Annotated in this window: 16 protein-coding genes; 5 read left to right on the plus strand and 11 right to left on the minus strand. The window is 62.8% G+C overall.

The genetic code is table 11. The annotated features are described in order from the left end of the window. Nucleotides 1–108: 108 nt before the first annotated feature. Nucleotides 109–1,218: an aldo/keto reductase gene (locus FJV83_RS33470; RefSeq protein WP_142887036.1), complete on the minus strand. Its 1,110-nt coding sequence runs from the start codon at nucleotides 1,216–1,218 to the stop codon at nucleotides 109–111. A 37-nt stretch (nucleotides 1,219–1,255) separates the two neighbouring features. Then, entirely contained in the window at nucleotides 1,256–1,783 is a 528-nt protein-coding gene (locus FJV83_RS33475) for a nuclear transport factor 2 family protein (RefSeq protein WP_142876783.1), read from the minus strand. Nucleotides 1,784–1,915: 132 nt separating this feature from the next. On the opposite strand from FJV83_RS33475, the gene FJV83_RS33480 reads away from it, so the two are divergent. Beyond that, nucleotides 1,916–2,851 carry a LysR family transcriptional regulator gene (locus FJV83_RS33480; protein ID WP_142887037.1) on the plus strand — a complete coding sequence of 312 codons (936 nt, stop codon included), beginning with the start codon at nucleotides 1,916–1,918 and terminating at the stop codon, nucleotides 2,849–2,851. A gap of 13 nt (nucleotides 2,852–2,864) precedes the next feature. Here FJV83_RS33480 and tsf read toward each other — a convergent pair whose 3' ends face one another. The 5 genes from tsf to FJV83_RS33505 form a co-directional block, all read right to left on the minus strand. Beyond that, on the minus strand, nucleotides 2,865–3,785 hold the full coding sequence (gene tsf / locus FJV83_RS33485; RefSeq protein ID WP_010909555.1) for a translation elongation factor Ts: 921 nt from the start codon (nucleotides 3,783–3,785) through the stop codon (nucleotides 2,865–2,867). Nucleotides 3,786–3,895: 110 nt separating this feature from the next. Continuing rightward, the gene (rpsB, locus tag FJV83_RS33490; RefSeq protein ID WP_019858207.1) at nucleotides 3,896–4,678 is read right to left on the minus strand and encodes a 30S ribosomal protein S2; all 783 of its coding nucleotides are present in this window, start codon (nucleotides 4,676–4,678) and stop codon (nucleotides 3,896–3,898) included. Nucleotides 4,679–4,855: 177 nt separating this feature from the next. Next, a complete protein-coding gene (locus FJV83_RS33495; protein WP_095788821.1) occupies nucleotides 4,856–5,467 on the minus strand; it encodes a LysE family translocator in 612 nt (203 codons plus the stop codon). After that, nucleotides 5,464–5,742 (minus strand): DUF4031 domain-containing protein, encoded by a 279-nt coding sequence (locus FJV83_RS33500; RefSeq protein ID WP_095774332.1) that lies wholly within the window; start codon nucleotides 5,740–5,742, stop codon nucleotides 5,464–5,466. Before FJV83_RS33500 ends, FJV83_RS33495 begins: the two co-directional genes overlap by 4 nt. Nucleotides 5,743–5,778: 36 nt before the next feature. Next, nucleotides 5,779–6,609: a cell envelope integrity EipB family protein gene (locus tag FJV83_RS33505; RefSeq protein ID WP_095774331.1), complete on the minus strand. Its 831-nt coding sequence runs from the start codon at nucleotides 6,607–6,609 to the stop codon at nucleotides 5,779–5,781. A gap of 138 nt (nucleotides 6,610–6,747) precedes the next feature. Here FJV83_RS33505 and FJV83_RS33510 point away from each other — a divergent pair, with 138 nt between their 5' ends. The 4 genes from FJV83_RS33510 to FJV83_RS33525 all read left to right on the plus strand — a co-directional run bounded on the left by FJV83_RS33510 (nucleotide 6,748) and on the right by FJV83_RS33525 (nucleotide 9,763). Beyond that, nucleotides 6,748–7,212, plus strand: coding sequence for a RidA family protein (locus FJV83_RS33510; protein ID WP_095774330.1), 465 nt, complete (start codon nucleotides 6,748–6,750; stop codon nucleotides 7,210–7,212). 13 nt (nucleotides 7,213–7,225) lie between these two features. Beyond that, the gene (locus FJV83_RS33515; RefSeq protein WP_142887038.1) at nucleotides 7,226–7,954 is read left to right on the plus strand and encodes a glycerophosphodiester phosphodiesterase; all 729 of its coding nucleotides are present in this window, start codon (nucleotides 7,226–7,228) and stop codon (nucleotides 7,952–7,954) included. A gap of 55 nt (nucleotides 7,955–8,009) precedes the next feature. Then, the gene (locus FJV83_RS33520; RefSeq protein ID WP_142887040.1) at nucleotides 8,010–9,224 is read left to right on the plus strand and encodes a GNAT family N-acetyltransferase; all 1,215 of its coding nucleotides are present in this window, start codon (nucleotides 8,010–8,012) and stop codon (nucleotides 9,222–9,224) included. 107 nt (nucleotides 9,225–9,331) lie between these two features. Further along, nucleotides 9,332–9,763, plus strand: coding sequence for an HIT family protein (locus tag FJV83_RS33525; RefSeq protein WP_095774469.1), 432 nt, complete (start codon nucleotides 9,332–9,334; stop codon nucleotides 9,761–9,763). Between the two features lie 31 nt (nucleotides 9,764–9,794). Here FJV83_RS33525 and FJV83_RS33530 read toward each other — a convergent pair whose 3' ends face one another. The 4 genes from FJV83_RS33530 to FJV83_RS33545 all read right to left on the minus strand — a co-directional run bounded on the left by FJV83_RS33530 (nucleotide 9,795) and on the right by FJV83_RS33545 (nucleotide 13,890). Next, nucleotides 9,795–10,415, minus strand: coding sequence for a chloramphenicol phosphotransferase (locus tag FJV83_RS33530; protein WP_142887041.1), 621 nt, complete (start codon nucleotides 10,413–10,415; stop codon nucleotides 9,795–9,797). 62 nt (nucleotides 10,416–10,477) lie between these two features. After that, entirely contained in the window at nucleotides 10,478–12,946 is a 2,469-nt protein-coding gene (clpA, locus tag FJV83_RS33535; RefSeq protein ID WP_095774326.1) for an ATP-dependent Clp protease ATP-binding subunit ClpA, read from the minus strand. Between the two features lie 6 nt (nucleotides 12,947–12,952). Then, on the minus strand, nucleotides 12,953–13,282 hold the full coding sequence (gene clpS, locus FJV83_RS33540; protein WP_010909565.1) for an ATP-dependent Clp protease adapter ClpS: 330 nt from the start codon (nucleotides 13,280–13,282) through the stop codon (nucleotides 12,953–12,955). A 278-nt stretch (nucleotides 13,283–13,560) separates the two neighbouring features. Then, nucleotides 13,561–13,890: a phasin family protein gene (locus FJV83_RS33545; RefSeq protein WP_095774324.1), complete on the minus strand. Its 330-nt coding sequence runs from the start codon at nucleotides 13,888–13,890 to the stop codon at nucleotides 13,561–13,563. Nucleotides 13,891–13,934: the final 44 nt, after the last annotated feature.

Here is a 13,934-nt window from a genome sequence, read left to right on the forward strand (position 1 = left end):
CGCGCGGAGACACCGCGCCCGCCCCCCCCCCCGCCCGCCCCCCCCCCCCCCCCCCCCCCCCCCCCCCCCCCCCCCGACCGGCAAATTGGTGGCAAGCTGCGGGATCGATCAGTCGGTCGACACGCTGGCCGGCTCGCCCTCGACAAGCACCGGCGTTGCGTAGCCGGAGGGCTTGTCGCCGGTTGCCGCACCACCGGTGACGCGCGCCTGTATCAGCGATCCGAAATAGGAATAGGGGAACGGCGCCGGCGTTCTGCTGACCGCATCCAGGCGGTCGCGAAGCCCTAGCGGAATCTCGAAATCCAGCGCGCCAAGATTGTCCTTGATCTGGGCAAGCGTCGTCGCACCGAGGATGACCGTGGCGATCCCCGGCTGCGTCGCCACCCAGTTGAGCGCGACCTGCGGCATGCTGCGGCCGAGTTCGGACGCGACCTTTTCGAGTTCGGCCACGATGGACCAGTTGCGCTCCGTGAATTTCTGGAATCCCGGATGAGCCGAATTGCGGAAACCGTCGAGCCGGCCGGCATTTCCGGCCTGGGCCGGCCGATACTTGCCGCTGAGCAGCCCACTGGCGAGCGGGCTCCAGACCATGATGCCGGCGCCATGGCGCGTGCCGAAAGGCACGAACTCGTTCTCGATCGAGCGCTCGGCCAGGGAGTATTCGAGCTGCAGGGCAGAAACCGGCTCATACCCGCGCAGCTCGGCGATCGCCTGTGCCCGTCCCGCATACCAGGCCGGCACATCGGACAGGCCGACATGGCGAATTTTCCCCGCGCGCACGAGATCGTCCAGCGAGCGCATGACCTCCTCGGCCGGCGTCAGCCTGTCCCACACATGCATGAGATAGAGATCTATATAGTCGGTGCCCAGCCGCTTCAGCGAGGCATCGACCGCCCGCATGATGTTCTTGCGGCCGTTGCCGCCGGCATTCGGATTGCCCGGCTGCATGTTCATGGTGAACTTGCTGGCGATTACCGCGGTGTCGCGCAAGCCCCGGTCGGCGATGAATTCGCCAAGCCAGGCTTCGGCCGTGCCACCGGTGTAGAGGTCCGCCGTGTCGAAGAAATTGCCGCCCGTCTCGACATAGGCGTCGAACATCGCGCGGGCTGTCTCCCTGTCAGCTCCCCAGCCCCATTCCTTGCCGAAAGTCATCGTGCCGAGCGCCAGCCGGCTGACCCTGAGGCCGCTATTGCCGAGGGTGTAATAGGTCATGGTCATGATCGTTTTCCAATACTTGCTGGTGAAAGCTGTGGCCTCACAGGCCTGGGGTCGCCTTGACCCAAGGATTGCCGCGCTCATGCGTCATGCGGAACGTGAAGCCGTCGACTTTCCAGCCGGAGGAGGAGCGCGTCAGGTGATGCTCATAGGTGCCCCAGACTTCCCAAAGCGGGTCGCCATTGCCTTCCATCCGGTTCCAGGCATAGCCATTCGAACAGACGGTCGCCGTGTCCGCCTTGAGAACGACCTGGTGATTGGTGCGCAAATGCAGGCTCCTCTTCGAGCCCTTGAGATTGCCGGCCCAGGTGCCGATCAGCTCGTCGGAGGCGATGTTGGCCGCAGGCTGCCCGGACAGGCTGCTGAAATCAGCGGTAATCCGATCCGCGAAGTAGCTGCGCGCCAGTTTCCAGTCCTGCGCGTCGACGGCGCGGTCGATGGCGTCCGCAATGCGGATGACCGCGCGTTCGTCCGCGAGCGCCTGCCAGCCGGAAGGTTCGGCCCCGCCGGCATCGATCGGCGCCAGCGCCATGCCTGCCGCGAACGTTACGTGCTTCAATGCATTCATGTCTCTTCTCCTTGATGCCATCGGCCGATTGCCGATGTGTGGGGGCGCCGACGTGTTGGCGACAATGTGGATCACCGCGTCGGCATCGATAAGATTGCATTGTCTGCAAACACCATGCGATATCGTGCATGAATGGATCGGGATCTCCTCACGCATCTGCCTGTCATCGTGGCCGTTGCCCGGCGTGGCGGCTTCGCGCTTGCCGCGGCCGAACTCGGCATGAGCCCGTCAGCGGTCAGCCATGCGGTGCGCCTCGTTGAGGAGCGCGTCGGGCAGCCCTTGTTCGCGCGCACGACGCGCAGCGTTTCGCTGACCGAGGCCGGCAAGGCGCTGGTGGAGACCGCGGCCCCTGCCCTTCAGGATATTGGCGAGCGGATCGATCGGATCCGCAGCGTCAAGGGCAGGCCCTCCGGCCTGCTCAGGATCAACGCCTCCACCATCGCGATTCCATTGGCGGTGACGCCTGTCGTCGCGGCGATGGCCGAGCGCTATCCGGACGTTACGGTGGAGATTTTCGCCGATCAGGGGCTGGTCGACATCGTCGGCGAAGGCTTTGACGCCGGCATTCGGCTGGGCGAGATGATCGCGCAGGACATGGTGGCCGTGCGGCTCACGCCTCCGTTCAAAACCGTCATCGTCGCTTCTCCCGCCTATATCGGGCGCCGCGGCCGTCCGCGCAGCGTCGCCGATCTCGCCAACCACAATTGCATCGGCTACCGGCTTGTCCGCTCCGGTGCCCTCTATCGCTGGGATTTGACCGAAGACGGCAAGGATGTCGTGATGCAGACCGGCGGTACGGTCGTCGTCACGGATTCGCTCGCGGCGATTGACCTGGCGCTAGCCGGAGTGGGCCTTGCCTATATGTTCGAACCGCTGGCGCGCGCCGATCTTGCGGCCGGCCGCCTGGTGCAGGTCCTGCCGCAATCGGCAATCGAGGAACCCGGCCTTTTCCTCTATTTCCCGCGCCGTGCGGCGATGGCGCCGAAACTACGGGCCTTTATCGACACCGCACAAGAAATCGGCCGGACATCCCTGCGGACATCCGGCCGAAAAACGCTTTCGGCATAAAGCGGTAGGAAGTTTACTTCTTGACCGCCGCCGCGACTTCCGCCGCGAAGTCGGTCTCTTCCTTCTCGATGCCCTCGCCGAGCGCGAAGCGCAAATAGGCCGTGATCTTGGCCGGCGCGCCGATTTCCTTCTCGGCATCCTTCAGCGCCTTCTCGACGGTGATGTCGGGATTGAGCACGAAGGCCTGCTTCAAGAGCACGACTTCCTCGTAGAACTTGCGCATGCGGCCCTCGACCATCTTTTCGATGATCGCTTCCGGCTTGCCGGACTGGCGCGCCTGATCGGAGAAGATCGCCTTCTCACGCTCGACCGCTGCCGGATCGATCTGCTCCGCCGTCAACGCCATCGGGTTGGTGGCGGCGACATGCATGGCGACCTGACGGCCGAAAGCATTGGCGGCATGCTCGTTGCCGGTGGTTTCGATCGCAACCAGCACGCCGAGCTTGCCGAGGCCGTCGGCGACCGCGTTGTGGACATAGGTCGCAACCGCGCCGTGCGGAACCGTCAGCTTGGCCGAGCGGCGGAAGCCCAGATTCTCGCCAATGGTGCCGACCGCATCCTTGATGGTGTCGGTGACCGACTTGTCCGAACCCGGATACTTCGCGGCAGCCACGGCTTCCGTCGTGCCGTAGGCGAGAGCAACCTTGGCAACGTTGGCGACGATCTCCTGGAACGCGGCGTTGCGGGCGACGAAGTCGGTCTCGGAATTGACCTCGACGACGGCAGCTTCGCGCACGCCGGCATCGACGCCGATCAGCCCCTCGGCCGCGGTGCGGCCGGCCTTCTTGTCAGCCTTGGAAATGCCCTTCTTGCGCAGCCAGTCGACGGCTTCTTCCATGTTGCCGTTGGTCTCGTTCAACGCCGCCTTGCAGTCCATCATGCCCGCGCCGGTCAAGTCGCGGAGTTCTTTGACCTGTGCAGCCGAAATGCTCATTGTCGCCTCTTTGTTTTAAATGCACCGACGCACCACCGCTACTCGATGATGCGTCCGTTTAGCGTGCCAAAATATTAGAAAGATGAAGGCCGGAACCGGCCCTCGCCGTTTTACGCCTGAGGGGTCTCGGTCGACGGAGCCGGATCGAGCGCCGGCTCGACCGGGGCTTCGACCGAAGCGCCGATATCGACGCCGAGCGCGCCCTGCTGACGGGCGATGCCGTCGATCGCAGCCTTGGCGATCAGGTCGCAATAGAGCTGGATGGCGCGGGCCGCGTCGTCATTGCCAGGGATCGGGAAGTCGATCTTGTCCGGATCGCAGTTCGAATCGATGATGGCGACGACCGGGATGCCGAGACGCTTGGCCTCGAGGATGGCGATCGCTTCCTTGTTGGTGTCGATCACGAACATCAGGTCAGGCGTCGAGCCCATGTCCTTGATGCCGCCCAGAGCCTTGTCGAGCTTCTCGCGCTCGCGGTCGAGGTTCAGGCGCTCCTTCTTGGTGAGGCCCTGGGCCTCGCCGGCCAGCATCTCGTCGAGCTTGCGCAGGCGCTGGATCGAATTCGAGATCGTCTTCCAGTTGGTCAGCATGCCGCCGAGCCAACGCGAATTGACATAGTACTGGGCCGAACGCTGCGCCGCATCGGCGACGATGTCGGACGCCTGGCGCTTGGTGCCGACGAACAGCACGCGGCCGCCCTTGGCAACGGTGTCGGAAACCTGCTTCAGCGCCTGGTGCAGCAAAGGCACCGTCTGCGAGAGGTCGATGATGTGGATGTTGTTGCGGGCGCCGTAGATGTACGGCGCCATTTTCGGGTTCCAGCGGTGGGTCTGGTGGCCGAAGTGAATGCCAGCTTCCAAAAGCTGGCGCATGCTGAAATCAGGCAGAGCCATTCTCATTTTCCTTTCCGGTTAGCCTCCACGGACACAGGCATTTTTGGACGATGTCCTCTAACGCCACCGGAGGTTTCAGCCGGATTTCTCCCGGGCAGACACCAAAGTCCGTGTGTGGAATGAGCGCGCATATAGAGGGGAAGCGCGACAAACGCAAGCGGGGCGGCGGTTTACCGCTCAACGTGCGGCAATCAGCGCTCCGGTGCCGATCATCGCGCTGCCGGCAAACCGGTTCATCAGCCGCATGCGCTTCGGTGTCCTGAACCAGCTAGACGCCCGGCCGGCAAGCGCCGCATAGACCCCCATGGTCAGGATATTGACGCTGATGACGGTGGCCACCACCAGCAGGCCGTCGACAAATGTCAGCGTGTCGAGGTTGAGGATCAGCGGCATGATCGAGGCGTGGAACAGGATCGCCTTGGGGTTGCCCAGCGCAATGGACGCGCCAAGGAAAAAAGACCGGGACAATCTCGCCTCGGCCGTCCGCGGCCCATTCGATTGCGCGGTCGAGGCGCGCCACATCCTGATGCCGAGAAAGATCAGGTAGGCGGCGCCGGCATATTTCAGCAGGAGAAAGATCCATTCGAAGGTTTGCGCCAGCGCCACCAGGCCGAGCAGCGCCAGGGTGACCAGCACGGCATCGCCGGCGGCGACCCCGACGCCGGCCATGAAGGCACGCAGGAAACCGCGCGACACACCATTGGTGATGACCGTGAACATAGCAGGCCCAGGCGTGGCGGCAGCGAGTGTGACGGCGGCGCAATAGGCGAGAAATGCCGTTGGTGTCATCGTTTGGCCTTTCCATTGGGCACCCGCACCCGCCGGAAGATCGCGACGATCTCCTCGCGGCTGCATTCGATGGCGCCGAGCCGCACCGCGCGGTCGCGCTCCAAGCCGGTTATGTCATAATGCGGAGCCGATGTCTTGGGCGGCCCCTGGTAGGATGAACGCTTGACGCCAAGCGCGGCGGCGAAACGATGCAGTTCGTCAGTGTCGTCGGCCATCAGGTGGCACCAGCGATGGCCGGCCCATTTCCAGATCGCCGCATCGACGTAGACCGCCATCAAGCCCGCCGCGGCCAGTTCAATTGCGCAACCCTGCTATTTCGAGACCGGGCAAGGCTTGGTCTGGTCGAACAGCGACAGGTTGACCAGCTTGCCGGTCATCGAGAAGTCGCCATAGTCCATGGTGAGATCGCGGGTGATGCCGTTGTCGTGCAGCTTGAAGCTGATCCGGTATTCCGGCACTTCTTCGCCGTTCTGGGCGCTGTCGTCGAAATAGGCGATGTCGACCGGCCAGTATTTGTCGGTGGCGAGCTTGGCCAGCGCCGGAGCCTCCGGATCGGCCTTGTCGGCTTCGGTCTTCTTGCCGACGACGACGGTGGTCGCCATTACCTTGTTGGCGTCCTCCGACCCGTCGAACAGGTTCGTCTGGTAGAAATTCTCGCCTTTTTCGGCCTTGCCGATCAGTTCGACCAAATGCTGGGTCGGAAACTGGGTCGCGGCGAGTTCCAGACTGCTCTTCTCGGGCTTGTCGATATCGACCTTGAGCCCCTTCTGATCTTTCGTGGCGATACCCTTGACCTCCTTGTCGAGGTTCTGGTCGACAAAGGATTTGGTCACAAATGAGAAGGTCTTGCCTTCGGCATCCTCGAAAGTCGTCGTCTGCTGGTCGGTCAATCGCGTATTGTCGTTGGTGACGATCTGGGTGACGAACCGGAATTTCACCGTATAGCCTTCGCAGGCCGAACCGTTGAATTCGTAGACCATGCGACCGGATATGCCTGTTATGCCGGAGCGGTCTGAGGCCTTTTTGAGGGTAAGGTCATACACGGCGCGATGCGCCTGCAGCGCCGGTACGGCGAAGGCGGGAACTATCGGGAACACCGCCGACAACAGAACGGCATGGAATGCAAGGCGCGCTGCGCGCATGGGGTACTCCGATCGTCGCGGCTGATGGCAGGCCGCAGGGAAAGATGGTCCAGCTTAAAAAAAGTCGTGGCGGAAGCGAGGCAAAAATAGCAATTTCGGCCCCGCCAGCGCGGCGCCTTCCAGCAATAGGGAAAAGCAATGAGTGAAACAATCGAAAAGCGGCTAAGCGATCTCGGCGTGACGCTTCCTGTCGCCGCCGCACCTGCCGCCAACTACGTCCCCTATTGCAGGTCGGGCACTCTGCTGTTCACCGCCGGGCAATTGCCGCTCAAGGACGGCAAGCTGCAGGCGAGCGGCCTGCTCGGCCGCGACGTCGACACGGCAGGCGGCAAGGACGCGGCGAAATACTGCGCGATCAACATTCTGGCGCAGGCCAAGGCCGCGCTCGGCGACCTGGAGAAGATCCGCCGGCTGGTGAAGATCACCGTCTTCGTTGCCTCTGCCCCCGACTTTGTCGAGCAGCATCTGGTTGCCAACGGCGCTTCCGATTTCCTGGTCGCCGCCCTTGGCGAGCGCGGCAAGCATGCCCGCTCCGCCGTCGGCACTGCCTCCCTGCCGCTTAATGCCGCAGTGGAAATCGAAGCCATCTTCGAAGTCGAATGAACGAAGGCCTGACATGACCGACCTATCCTGGCTGACTGCCCGGCCCGTTGCCCATCGCGGCTTCCACGACATGAACAAGACGCGCTGGGAAAACACGCTGTCCGCCTTCACCGCCGCGGCCGAACGGGGCTACGCCATCGAATGCGACGTGCATCTGTCGTCTGATGGCGTTCCCGTCATCATCCATGATGGCGACCTGAAAAGGCTGACCGGCGAGGACGGTTTCGTCTGGCAGCGCAGCGCGGCCGAACTGACCGCGCTCAGGGTTGGCGGCACATCTGACCGTGTGCCGACGCTGCAGGAAGCGCTCGACCTCGTCGACGGCCGCGTGCCCATGGTCGTCGAGCTGAAAGGGGTTCCAGGCCGCGACGAAGGCCTGGTGGCGCGCGTCGGCAAAATGCTCAAGCGCTACAAGGGCAAGGCGGCGATCATGTCGTTCGATCACTGGCTGATCCGCGATTTCCCGAAACATGCAGCCGGCATTCCCGCTGGCCTGACCGCCTACGGCAAGGACCTCAAGCTGATCGAGGCGCATTTTTCGATGCTGGCGCATGAGTTATCCTTCACCTCCTACGCCGCCGGCGACCTGCCGAATCCGTTCGTCAGCTTCGTGCGTGAAAAGCTCAAAATGCCTGTCATCACCTGGACGGTGCATGATCAGCCCGCGATCGACTTGACCTTCAAATATGCTGATCAGATGACATTCGAAGGGTTCGAACCCGAGCTGGTCAAAGTCGCGTGAGTGGGGTGTCTGAAATGTGACTTGTAGCGGCCCGGATGGAGCTTAAATAAGCCTCATGGATCAGGGCGACGATGGCGACGGGCAAACTGCAAATGCGGACTATTCGATCCGTATCGCCGCAGGCATCGGCGCGTTCACCTGCGACGAGTGGAACGGCTTTGCGGGCACCACGCGCGGCGATGCGGAAAATGGTTATAACCCGCTCGTTTCATTCGCTTTTTTAAGCGCGCTGGAAGATTCCGGCTGCGCCGTGCGACGCACCGGCTGGCAGGGGCATCATTTGCGGCTGGAGACCGCGCAAGGCAGGCTGCTGGGCGCGGTCCCCTGCTATCTCAAATCGCACAGCCAGGGCGAATATGTGTTCGACCACGGCTGGTCTGACGCCTTCGAGCGCGCCGGCGGCCGCTATTATCCAAAACTGCAATGCGCCGTGCCGTTCACGCCGGTCACCGGCCCTCGCCTGCTGGTCGGCAAGGGCGAGGATCCGGATGCGGTGAAGGCCGGGCTTGCCGCCGGCCTCAAAATGGTGACCGACAAGCTCGGCGTGTCCTCGGCGCATGTCACCTTCGCGCGGGAGAGCGATGTCGCAACGCTCGAGGCCGCCGGTTTCCTGCACCGCACCGACCAGCAATTCCACTTCTTCAACGAAGGCTTTTCGACTTATGACGACTTTCTCGCCACGCTTGCCTCGCGCAAGCGCAAGGCGATGAAGAAGGAACGGCGCGAGGCGCTCGCCGATGGCATCACCATCGACTGGCTGACCGGCAAGGACCTGACGGAAAAGGCGTGGGACGACTTCTTCGCCTTCTACATGGACACCGGCAGCCGCAAATGGGGCCGCCCCTATCTGAACCGCCAGTTCTTCTCGCTGATCGGCGAACGCATGGCCGACGACATCCTGCTGGTGATGGCCAGGCGAAACGGGCGCTACATTGCCGGCGCCATCAATTTCATCGGCTCCGACGCGCTCTACGGCCGCAACTGGGGCTGCATCGAGGATCACCCCTTCCTGCATTTCGAGGTCTGTTATCACCAGGCCATCGACTTCGCCATCGAACGCAAGCTGAAGGTGGTCGAGGCGGGCGCCCAGGGGGAGCACAAGCTGGCGCGCGGCTACCGGCCGGTAACGATGCATTCGGCCCACTACATTTCGCATCCCGGCTTGCGCAATGCGGTGGCCGACTATCTCCAGCGCGAGCGGCGCGAGGTGGAGCGGATGAGCGGCTATCTCGAAGAACACACGCCGTTTCGCAAGGATCTCGAGGAGTAGCAGGCCTTCTGGCATGGCCGATCTCGCCCGATCGCCCGTCCCATCGTCTTGCCGGTCCGGGACAGCTTCGCTACACGGGACGCGAGGCACAATCCGGAGTGTTCGCCATGGCTGAAACCGCCTATGAGACCGACAACATCTTCGCCAAGATCCTGCGTGGAGAAATTCCGTCGCACCGCGTCTACGAAGACGACGCCGTCGTCGCCTTCATGGATGTGATGCCGCAAGGGCCCGGCCATACGCTGGTGGTGCCAAAAGCCCCGTCGCGCAATCTGCTCGACGCCAACCCGTCGACCTTCGGCCCGCTCTTCAACGTCGTCCAGAAAGTGGCGCGGGCAGTCAAGAAGGCGCATAATGCCGACGGCGTTACCATCCTGCAGTTCAACGAGCCGGCCTCCGGCCAGACCGTCTATCACCTGCACGTCCATGTCATTCCGCGTTTCGACGGCATCCCGTTGAAGCCGCATAGCGGCGTGATGGAGAAACCCGAAGTGCTTGCCGGGAATGCCGAGAAAATACGGGCGGCGCTGGGAAGCTGAGCCGCAACTCGTTTCGCGGGCAGGAGAAAGTCTAGCTGGCGGCTCGAGCCAACCGCTCGATGGCGCCCGGCTGGGCGCCATCACGCAGGCACCGGCGGATCGCTTGGGCGCACTGTTCAGGGCTGAGGACCGAGGTGTCGACCTCAAGATCATACACGCCCGGCCGATGCACCGCTTCCTGCCACAGACGCACGGGCAAAGGGGTGGGATCGTCCGAAGAGCCGGTGACATACCCCCTGCCCGCCTCGCTGGCGGCTCGCCTTTCCATGATGATTTCAATCGGACAGAGAACGCCGACAAACAGCACCGGCAGGCCGGCGAGACGGCGCGCGCAATCGGCCAGGCAATCGAGCGGCCTCGAATAGGCATCGTGATGGCCGAGATCCGTCACGACGTTCAGCCCCAGCCGACTATGCGCCGCGATCGATTCGTAAAGGGCGGCATAAAGGCGTGGCACGAAGACTTCGAGGTCGGGGCGTTCGCCGCCGGGTCGCAGCCCTATTCCCGGGCGAAGTCGCGGCGGTATGATCTGGGCATAGCTGTCGACGCCCAGATTCATCCATGCGCCATCGAAGCTTTCCTGAATGGCGCGAGCGATGCTCGATTTTCCCGACCGCGGCGCGCCGTTGAGGATGACGATCTGGCCGGGCATAGCCACCCCATTGCTCAAAATGAAAAAGCCCCGTTGCCGGGGCTTTTTCGGGTGCGTGCCGATCAGCCCTTGCGGGGCAGTTGCGGGACCAAGCTGCGCTTGCCGCCATCCTTGCCCTTGGGCTCCGGCTTCTGCGCCACGACCTTCTTGGCGGCTGGCTTCTTGGCCGCGGCCTTGCGCGGCTTCGGCGCGTCTTCCGGCTCTTCCTTCTTCGGCTTGACAGGCGCCTCGTCGGCCAGCGATTCGAGCTTCAGGCCGGTCTCGCCGGTTTCCTTCTTCTCGACGGTGACGCGCACCGTGCCGCCCTTCTTGAGCTTGCCGAACAGCACCTCGTCAGCCAGCGGCTTCTTGATGTGCTCCTGGATCACACGGCCGAGCGGCCGCGCGCCCATGCGCTCGTCATAGCCCTTGTCGGCCAGCCAGGCGATCGCATCCGGCGACAGGTCGAAGGTGACGCCACGCTCGGAGAGCTGCGCCTCGAGCTGCATGACGAACTTCTGCACCACCTGATGGATGACCGGAACCGGCAGCGAACCGAACGGGATGATCGCATCGAGACGGTTGCGGAACTCCGGCGTGAACAGCCGGTTGATCGCCTCGACATCGTCGCCTTCGCGCTTGGTCGACCCGAAACCGATCGCCGCGCGCTGCGCATCGGATGCGCCCGCATTGGTGGTCATGATCAGGATGACATTGCGGAAGTCGATCTGCTTGCCGTTGTGGTCGGTCAGCTTGCCGTGGTCCATCACCTGCAACAGGATGTTGAACAGGTCCGGATGCGCCTTCTCGACCTCGTCGAGCAGCAGCACGCAGTGCGGATGCTGGTCGACGCCGTCGGTGAGCAGGCCGCCCTGGTCGAAGCCGACATAGCCGGGAGGCGCGCCGATCAACCGCGAAACGGTGTGGCGTTCCATATATTCCGACATGTCGAAGCGGATCAGCTCGACGCCGAGCGAGGCAGCGAGTTGCTTGGCCACTTCCGTCTTGCCGACGCCGGTCGGACCCGAGAACAGATACGAGCCGATCGGCTTTTCCGGTTCGCGCAGGCCGGCACGGGCCAGCTTGATCGCCGAGGTCAGCGCCGTGATGGCGGTGTCCTGACCATAGACGACGCGCTTCAGCTCGATATCGAGGCCCTGCAGCACCTTCTCGTCATCGGCCGAAACCGTCTTCGGCGGGATGCGCGCCATGGTGGCGATCGTTGCTTCGATCTCCTTGATGCCGATGGTCTTCTTGCGCTTGGCTTCCGGCACCAGCATCTGCGAGGCACCGGTCTCGTCGATCACGTCGATCGCCTTGTCCGGCAGCTTGCGGTCGTTGATGTAGCGCGCCGACAACTCGACCGAGGCCTTGATCGCTTCGCTCGTGTAGCGGACCTTGTGGAACTCCTCGAAATAGGGCTTCAGGCCCTTCATGATCTCGATGGCATCCTCGATGGTCGGTTCGTTGACGTCGATCTTCTGGAAGCGCCGCACCAGAGCACGGTCCTTCTCGAAGAACTGGCGGAACTCCTTGTAGGTGGTCGAGCCGATGCAGCGGATCGCACCCGACGACAGAGCCGGCTTCAACAGGTTCGACGCGTCCATGGCGCCGCCCGAGGTGGCCCCTGCCCCGATCACCGTATGGATCTCGTCGATGAACAGTACCGCGCCCGGATAATCCTCGAGCTCCTTGACGACCTGCTTCAGCCGTTCCTCGAAATCGCCGCGGTAGCGCGTGCCGGCCAGCAACGTGCCCATGTCGAGCGCGAAGATGGTGGCGTTGTGCAGCACTTCGGGAACGTCGCCCTCGACGATGCGCTTGGCCAGACCTTCGGCGATCGCCGTCTTGCCGACCCCCGGGTCGCCGACATAAAGCGGGTTGTTCTTGGAGCGGCGGCACAGCACCTGGATGGTGCGGTTGATCTCCGACTCGCGACCGATCAGCGGATCGATCTTGCCGGCCTTGGCCTTGTTGTTGAGGTTGACGCAATAAGCGGTCAGCGCATCCTGCTGCTGCTTTTTCTTGCCGCCTTCCTCCTGCGGCTCGGCGCCGTTCTGGCCGCCCTGCTCGTCATCGGCACCGCGCGGCGAGCGCGTCTCCGATGCGCCCGGACGCTTGGCGATGCCGTGCGAGATGTAGTTGACAGCGTCGTAGCGCGTCATCTGCTGTTCCTGCAGGAAATAGGCGGCGTGGCTTTCGCGCTCGGCGAAGATGGCGACGAGCACGTTGGCGCCCGACACTTCCTCGCGACCGGACGACTGCACATGGATCACCGCGCGCTGGATGACGCGCTGGAAGCCGGCGGTCGGCTTGGAATCCTCGTCGTAGCCGGTGACCAGATTGTCGAGCTCGGTGTCGATATAGGTCAGAACAGTGTGCTTGAGCTCGTCGAGATCGACGTTGCAGGCGCGCATGACGGCGGCCGCCTCGGTGTCGTCGATCAACGCGAGCAGCAGATGTTCAAGGGTTGCGTATTCATGGTGCCGCTCATTGGCGAGCGTCAGCGCCTGGTGAAGCGCCTTTTCCAGGCCTTGGGAGAAAGCCGGCATGTTACCTCACTTCTTCTCCATCACGCATTGCAGCGGATGCTGATTCTGTCGGGCGAAATCCATGACCTGAGACACTTTGGTCTCGGCCACCTCGAATGTATAGACCCCGCACTCGCCCACTCCATGATTGTGAACATGAAGCATGATGCGTGTGGCGGCTTCGCGGTCCTTCTGGAAAAAACGCTCCAGCACGTGAACCACGAACTCCATTGGAGTGTAGTCGTCGTTGAGGATGAGGACCCGATAAAGGCTGGGCTTCTTGGTCTTGGTTTTGGTGCGCGTGATGACGGCCGTCCCGCGGCCGGCCTCATTGCCGTCGCCGCCGCCGTTTTGCATCCGCGCCACTTGTCTCATGGCAGTCAAACCGATCGTCACGTAATCCTGCCTCTTTCGAATCCCCATGCGAGTTCAACATGTAGGTGTTCGATGGACGATTTTAAGCCCTTCTGGTTAGCTGACAATATGGCTAGGTGACCAAACTTGGCGGATTTTCGCAATCGTGAAGCGCCACGCCGCCGCAAACCGGAAATTAGCACGAAAAAACCCGGCCGCGTTTCCGCGACCGGGTTTCGCCCCGGGCCCAAAGGGTCCGGATCTAAAACTATTGGCCGAAATTACTTCGCCTTGGCAACGATCGATTCGAACGGCTTGTAGGCTTCCTTGGCGAGTTCGGCGTAGAGATCGCCGATCTTGGTGGCCTCGGCGACGAACGCCTCGTAGGACTGCTTGGCGTAGTCGGACTGGATCTCGATCGCCTTGTCCAGCGACTTGGCCGAAAACAGCTTCTCGAAAGCGGCGCTGCCGGCTTCGAAGCTCTTCTTGGTGTATTCACCGGCTTCGGTGGCGATCGCCTGAGCGCCCTTGGAGAGCGAAGCGAAGCTCTTCAAACCGGTGTCGGCGAATTCCTTACCGTATTTGCTGAAGTCCTCATAGGTCTGGGTCATTTCACGATTCCCTTGACGGTTGAGGCGTCCTTCTTCGGGGCGCC

Source organism: Mesorhizobium sp. WSM4307 (genome assembly GCF_007003945.1).
Taxonomy (GTDB): Bacteria; Pseudomonadota; Alphaproteobacteria; order Rhizobiales; family Rhizobiaceae; genus Mesorhizobium.

Coding starts and splice junctions, on each gene's coding strand:
- FJV83_RS33515 (WP_142887038.1), top strand. CDS start 7,226: ATGACCGACCTATCCTGGCTGACTGCCCGGCCCGTTGCCCATCGCGGC.
- clpS (WP_010909565.1), bottom strand. CDS start 13,282: ATGCAAAACGGCGGCGGCGACGGCAATGAGGCCGGCCGCGGGACGGCC.
- FJV83_RS33525 (WP_095774469.1), top strand. CDS start 9,332: ATGGCTGAAACCGCCTATGAGACCGACAACATCTTCGCCAAGATCCTG.
- clpA (WP_095774326.1), bottom strand. CDS start 12,946: ATGCCGGCTTTCTCCCAAGGCCTGGAAAAGGCGCTTCACCAGGCGCTG.
- FJV83_RS33475 (WP_142876783.1), bottom strand. CDS start 1,783: ATGAATGCATTGAAGCACGTAACGTTCGCGGCAGGCATGGCGCTGGCG.
- FJV83_RS33510 (WP_095774330.1), top strand. CDS start 6,748: ATGAGTGAAACAATCGAAAAGCGGCTAAGCGATCTCGGCGTGACGCTT.
- FJV83_RS33470 (WP_142887036.1), bottom strand. CDS start 1,218: ATGACCATGACCTATTACACCCTCGGCAATAGCGGCCTCAGGGTCAGC.
- rpsB (WP_019858207.1), bottom strand. CDS start 4,678: ATGGCTCTGCCTGATTTCAGCATGCGCCAGCTTTTGGAAGCTGGCATT.
- FJV83_RS33505 (WP_095774331.1), bottom strand. CDS start 6,609: ATGCGCGCAGCGCGCCTTGCATTCCATGCCGTTCTGTTGTCGGCGGTG.
- FJV83_RS33480 (WP_142887037.1), top strand. CDS start 1,916: ATGGATCGGGATCTCCTCACGCATCTGCCTGTCATCGTGGCCGTTGCC.
- FJV83_RS33500 (WP_095774332.1), bottom strand. CDS start 5,742: ATGGCGGTCTACGTCGATGCGGCGATCTGGAAATGGGCCGGCCATCGC.
- FJV83_RS33495 (WP_095788821.1), bottom strand. CDS start 5,467: ATGACACCAACGGCATTTCTCGCCTATTGCGCCGCCGTCACACTCGCT.
- FJV83_RS33530 (WP_142887041.1), bottom strand. CDS start 10,415: ATGCCCGGCCAGATCGTCATCCTCAACGGCGCGCCGCGGTCGGGAAAA.
- FJV83_RS33545 (WP_095774324.1), bottom strand. CDS start 13,890: ATGACCCAGACCTATGAGGACTTCAGCAAATACGGTAAGGAATTCGCC.
- FJV83_RS33520 (WP_142887040.1), top strand. CDS start 8,010: ATGGATCAGGGCGACGATGGCGACGGGCAAACTGCAAATGCGGACTAT.
- tsf (WP_010909555.1), bottom strand. CDS start 3,785: ATGAGCATTTCGGCTGCACAGGTCAAAGAACTCCGCGACTTGACCGGC.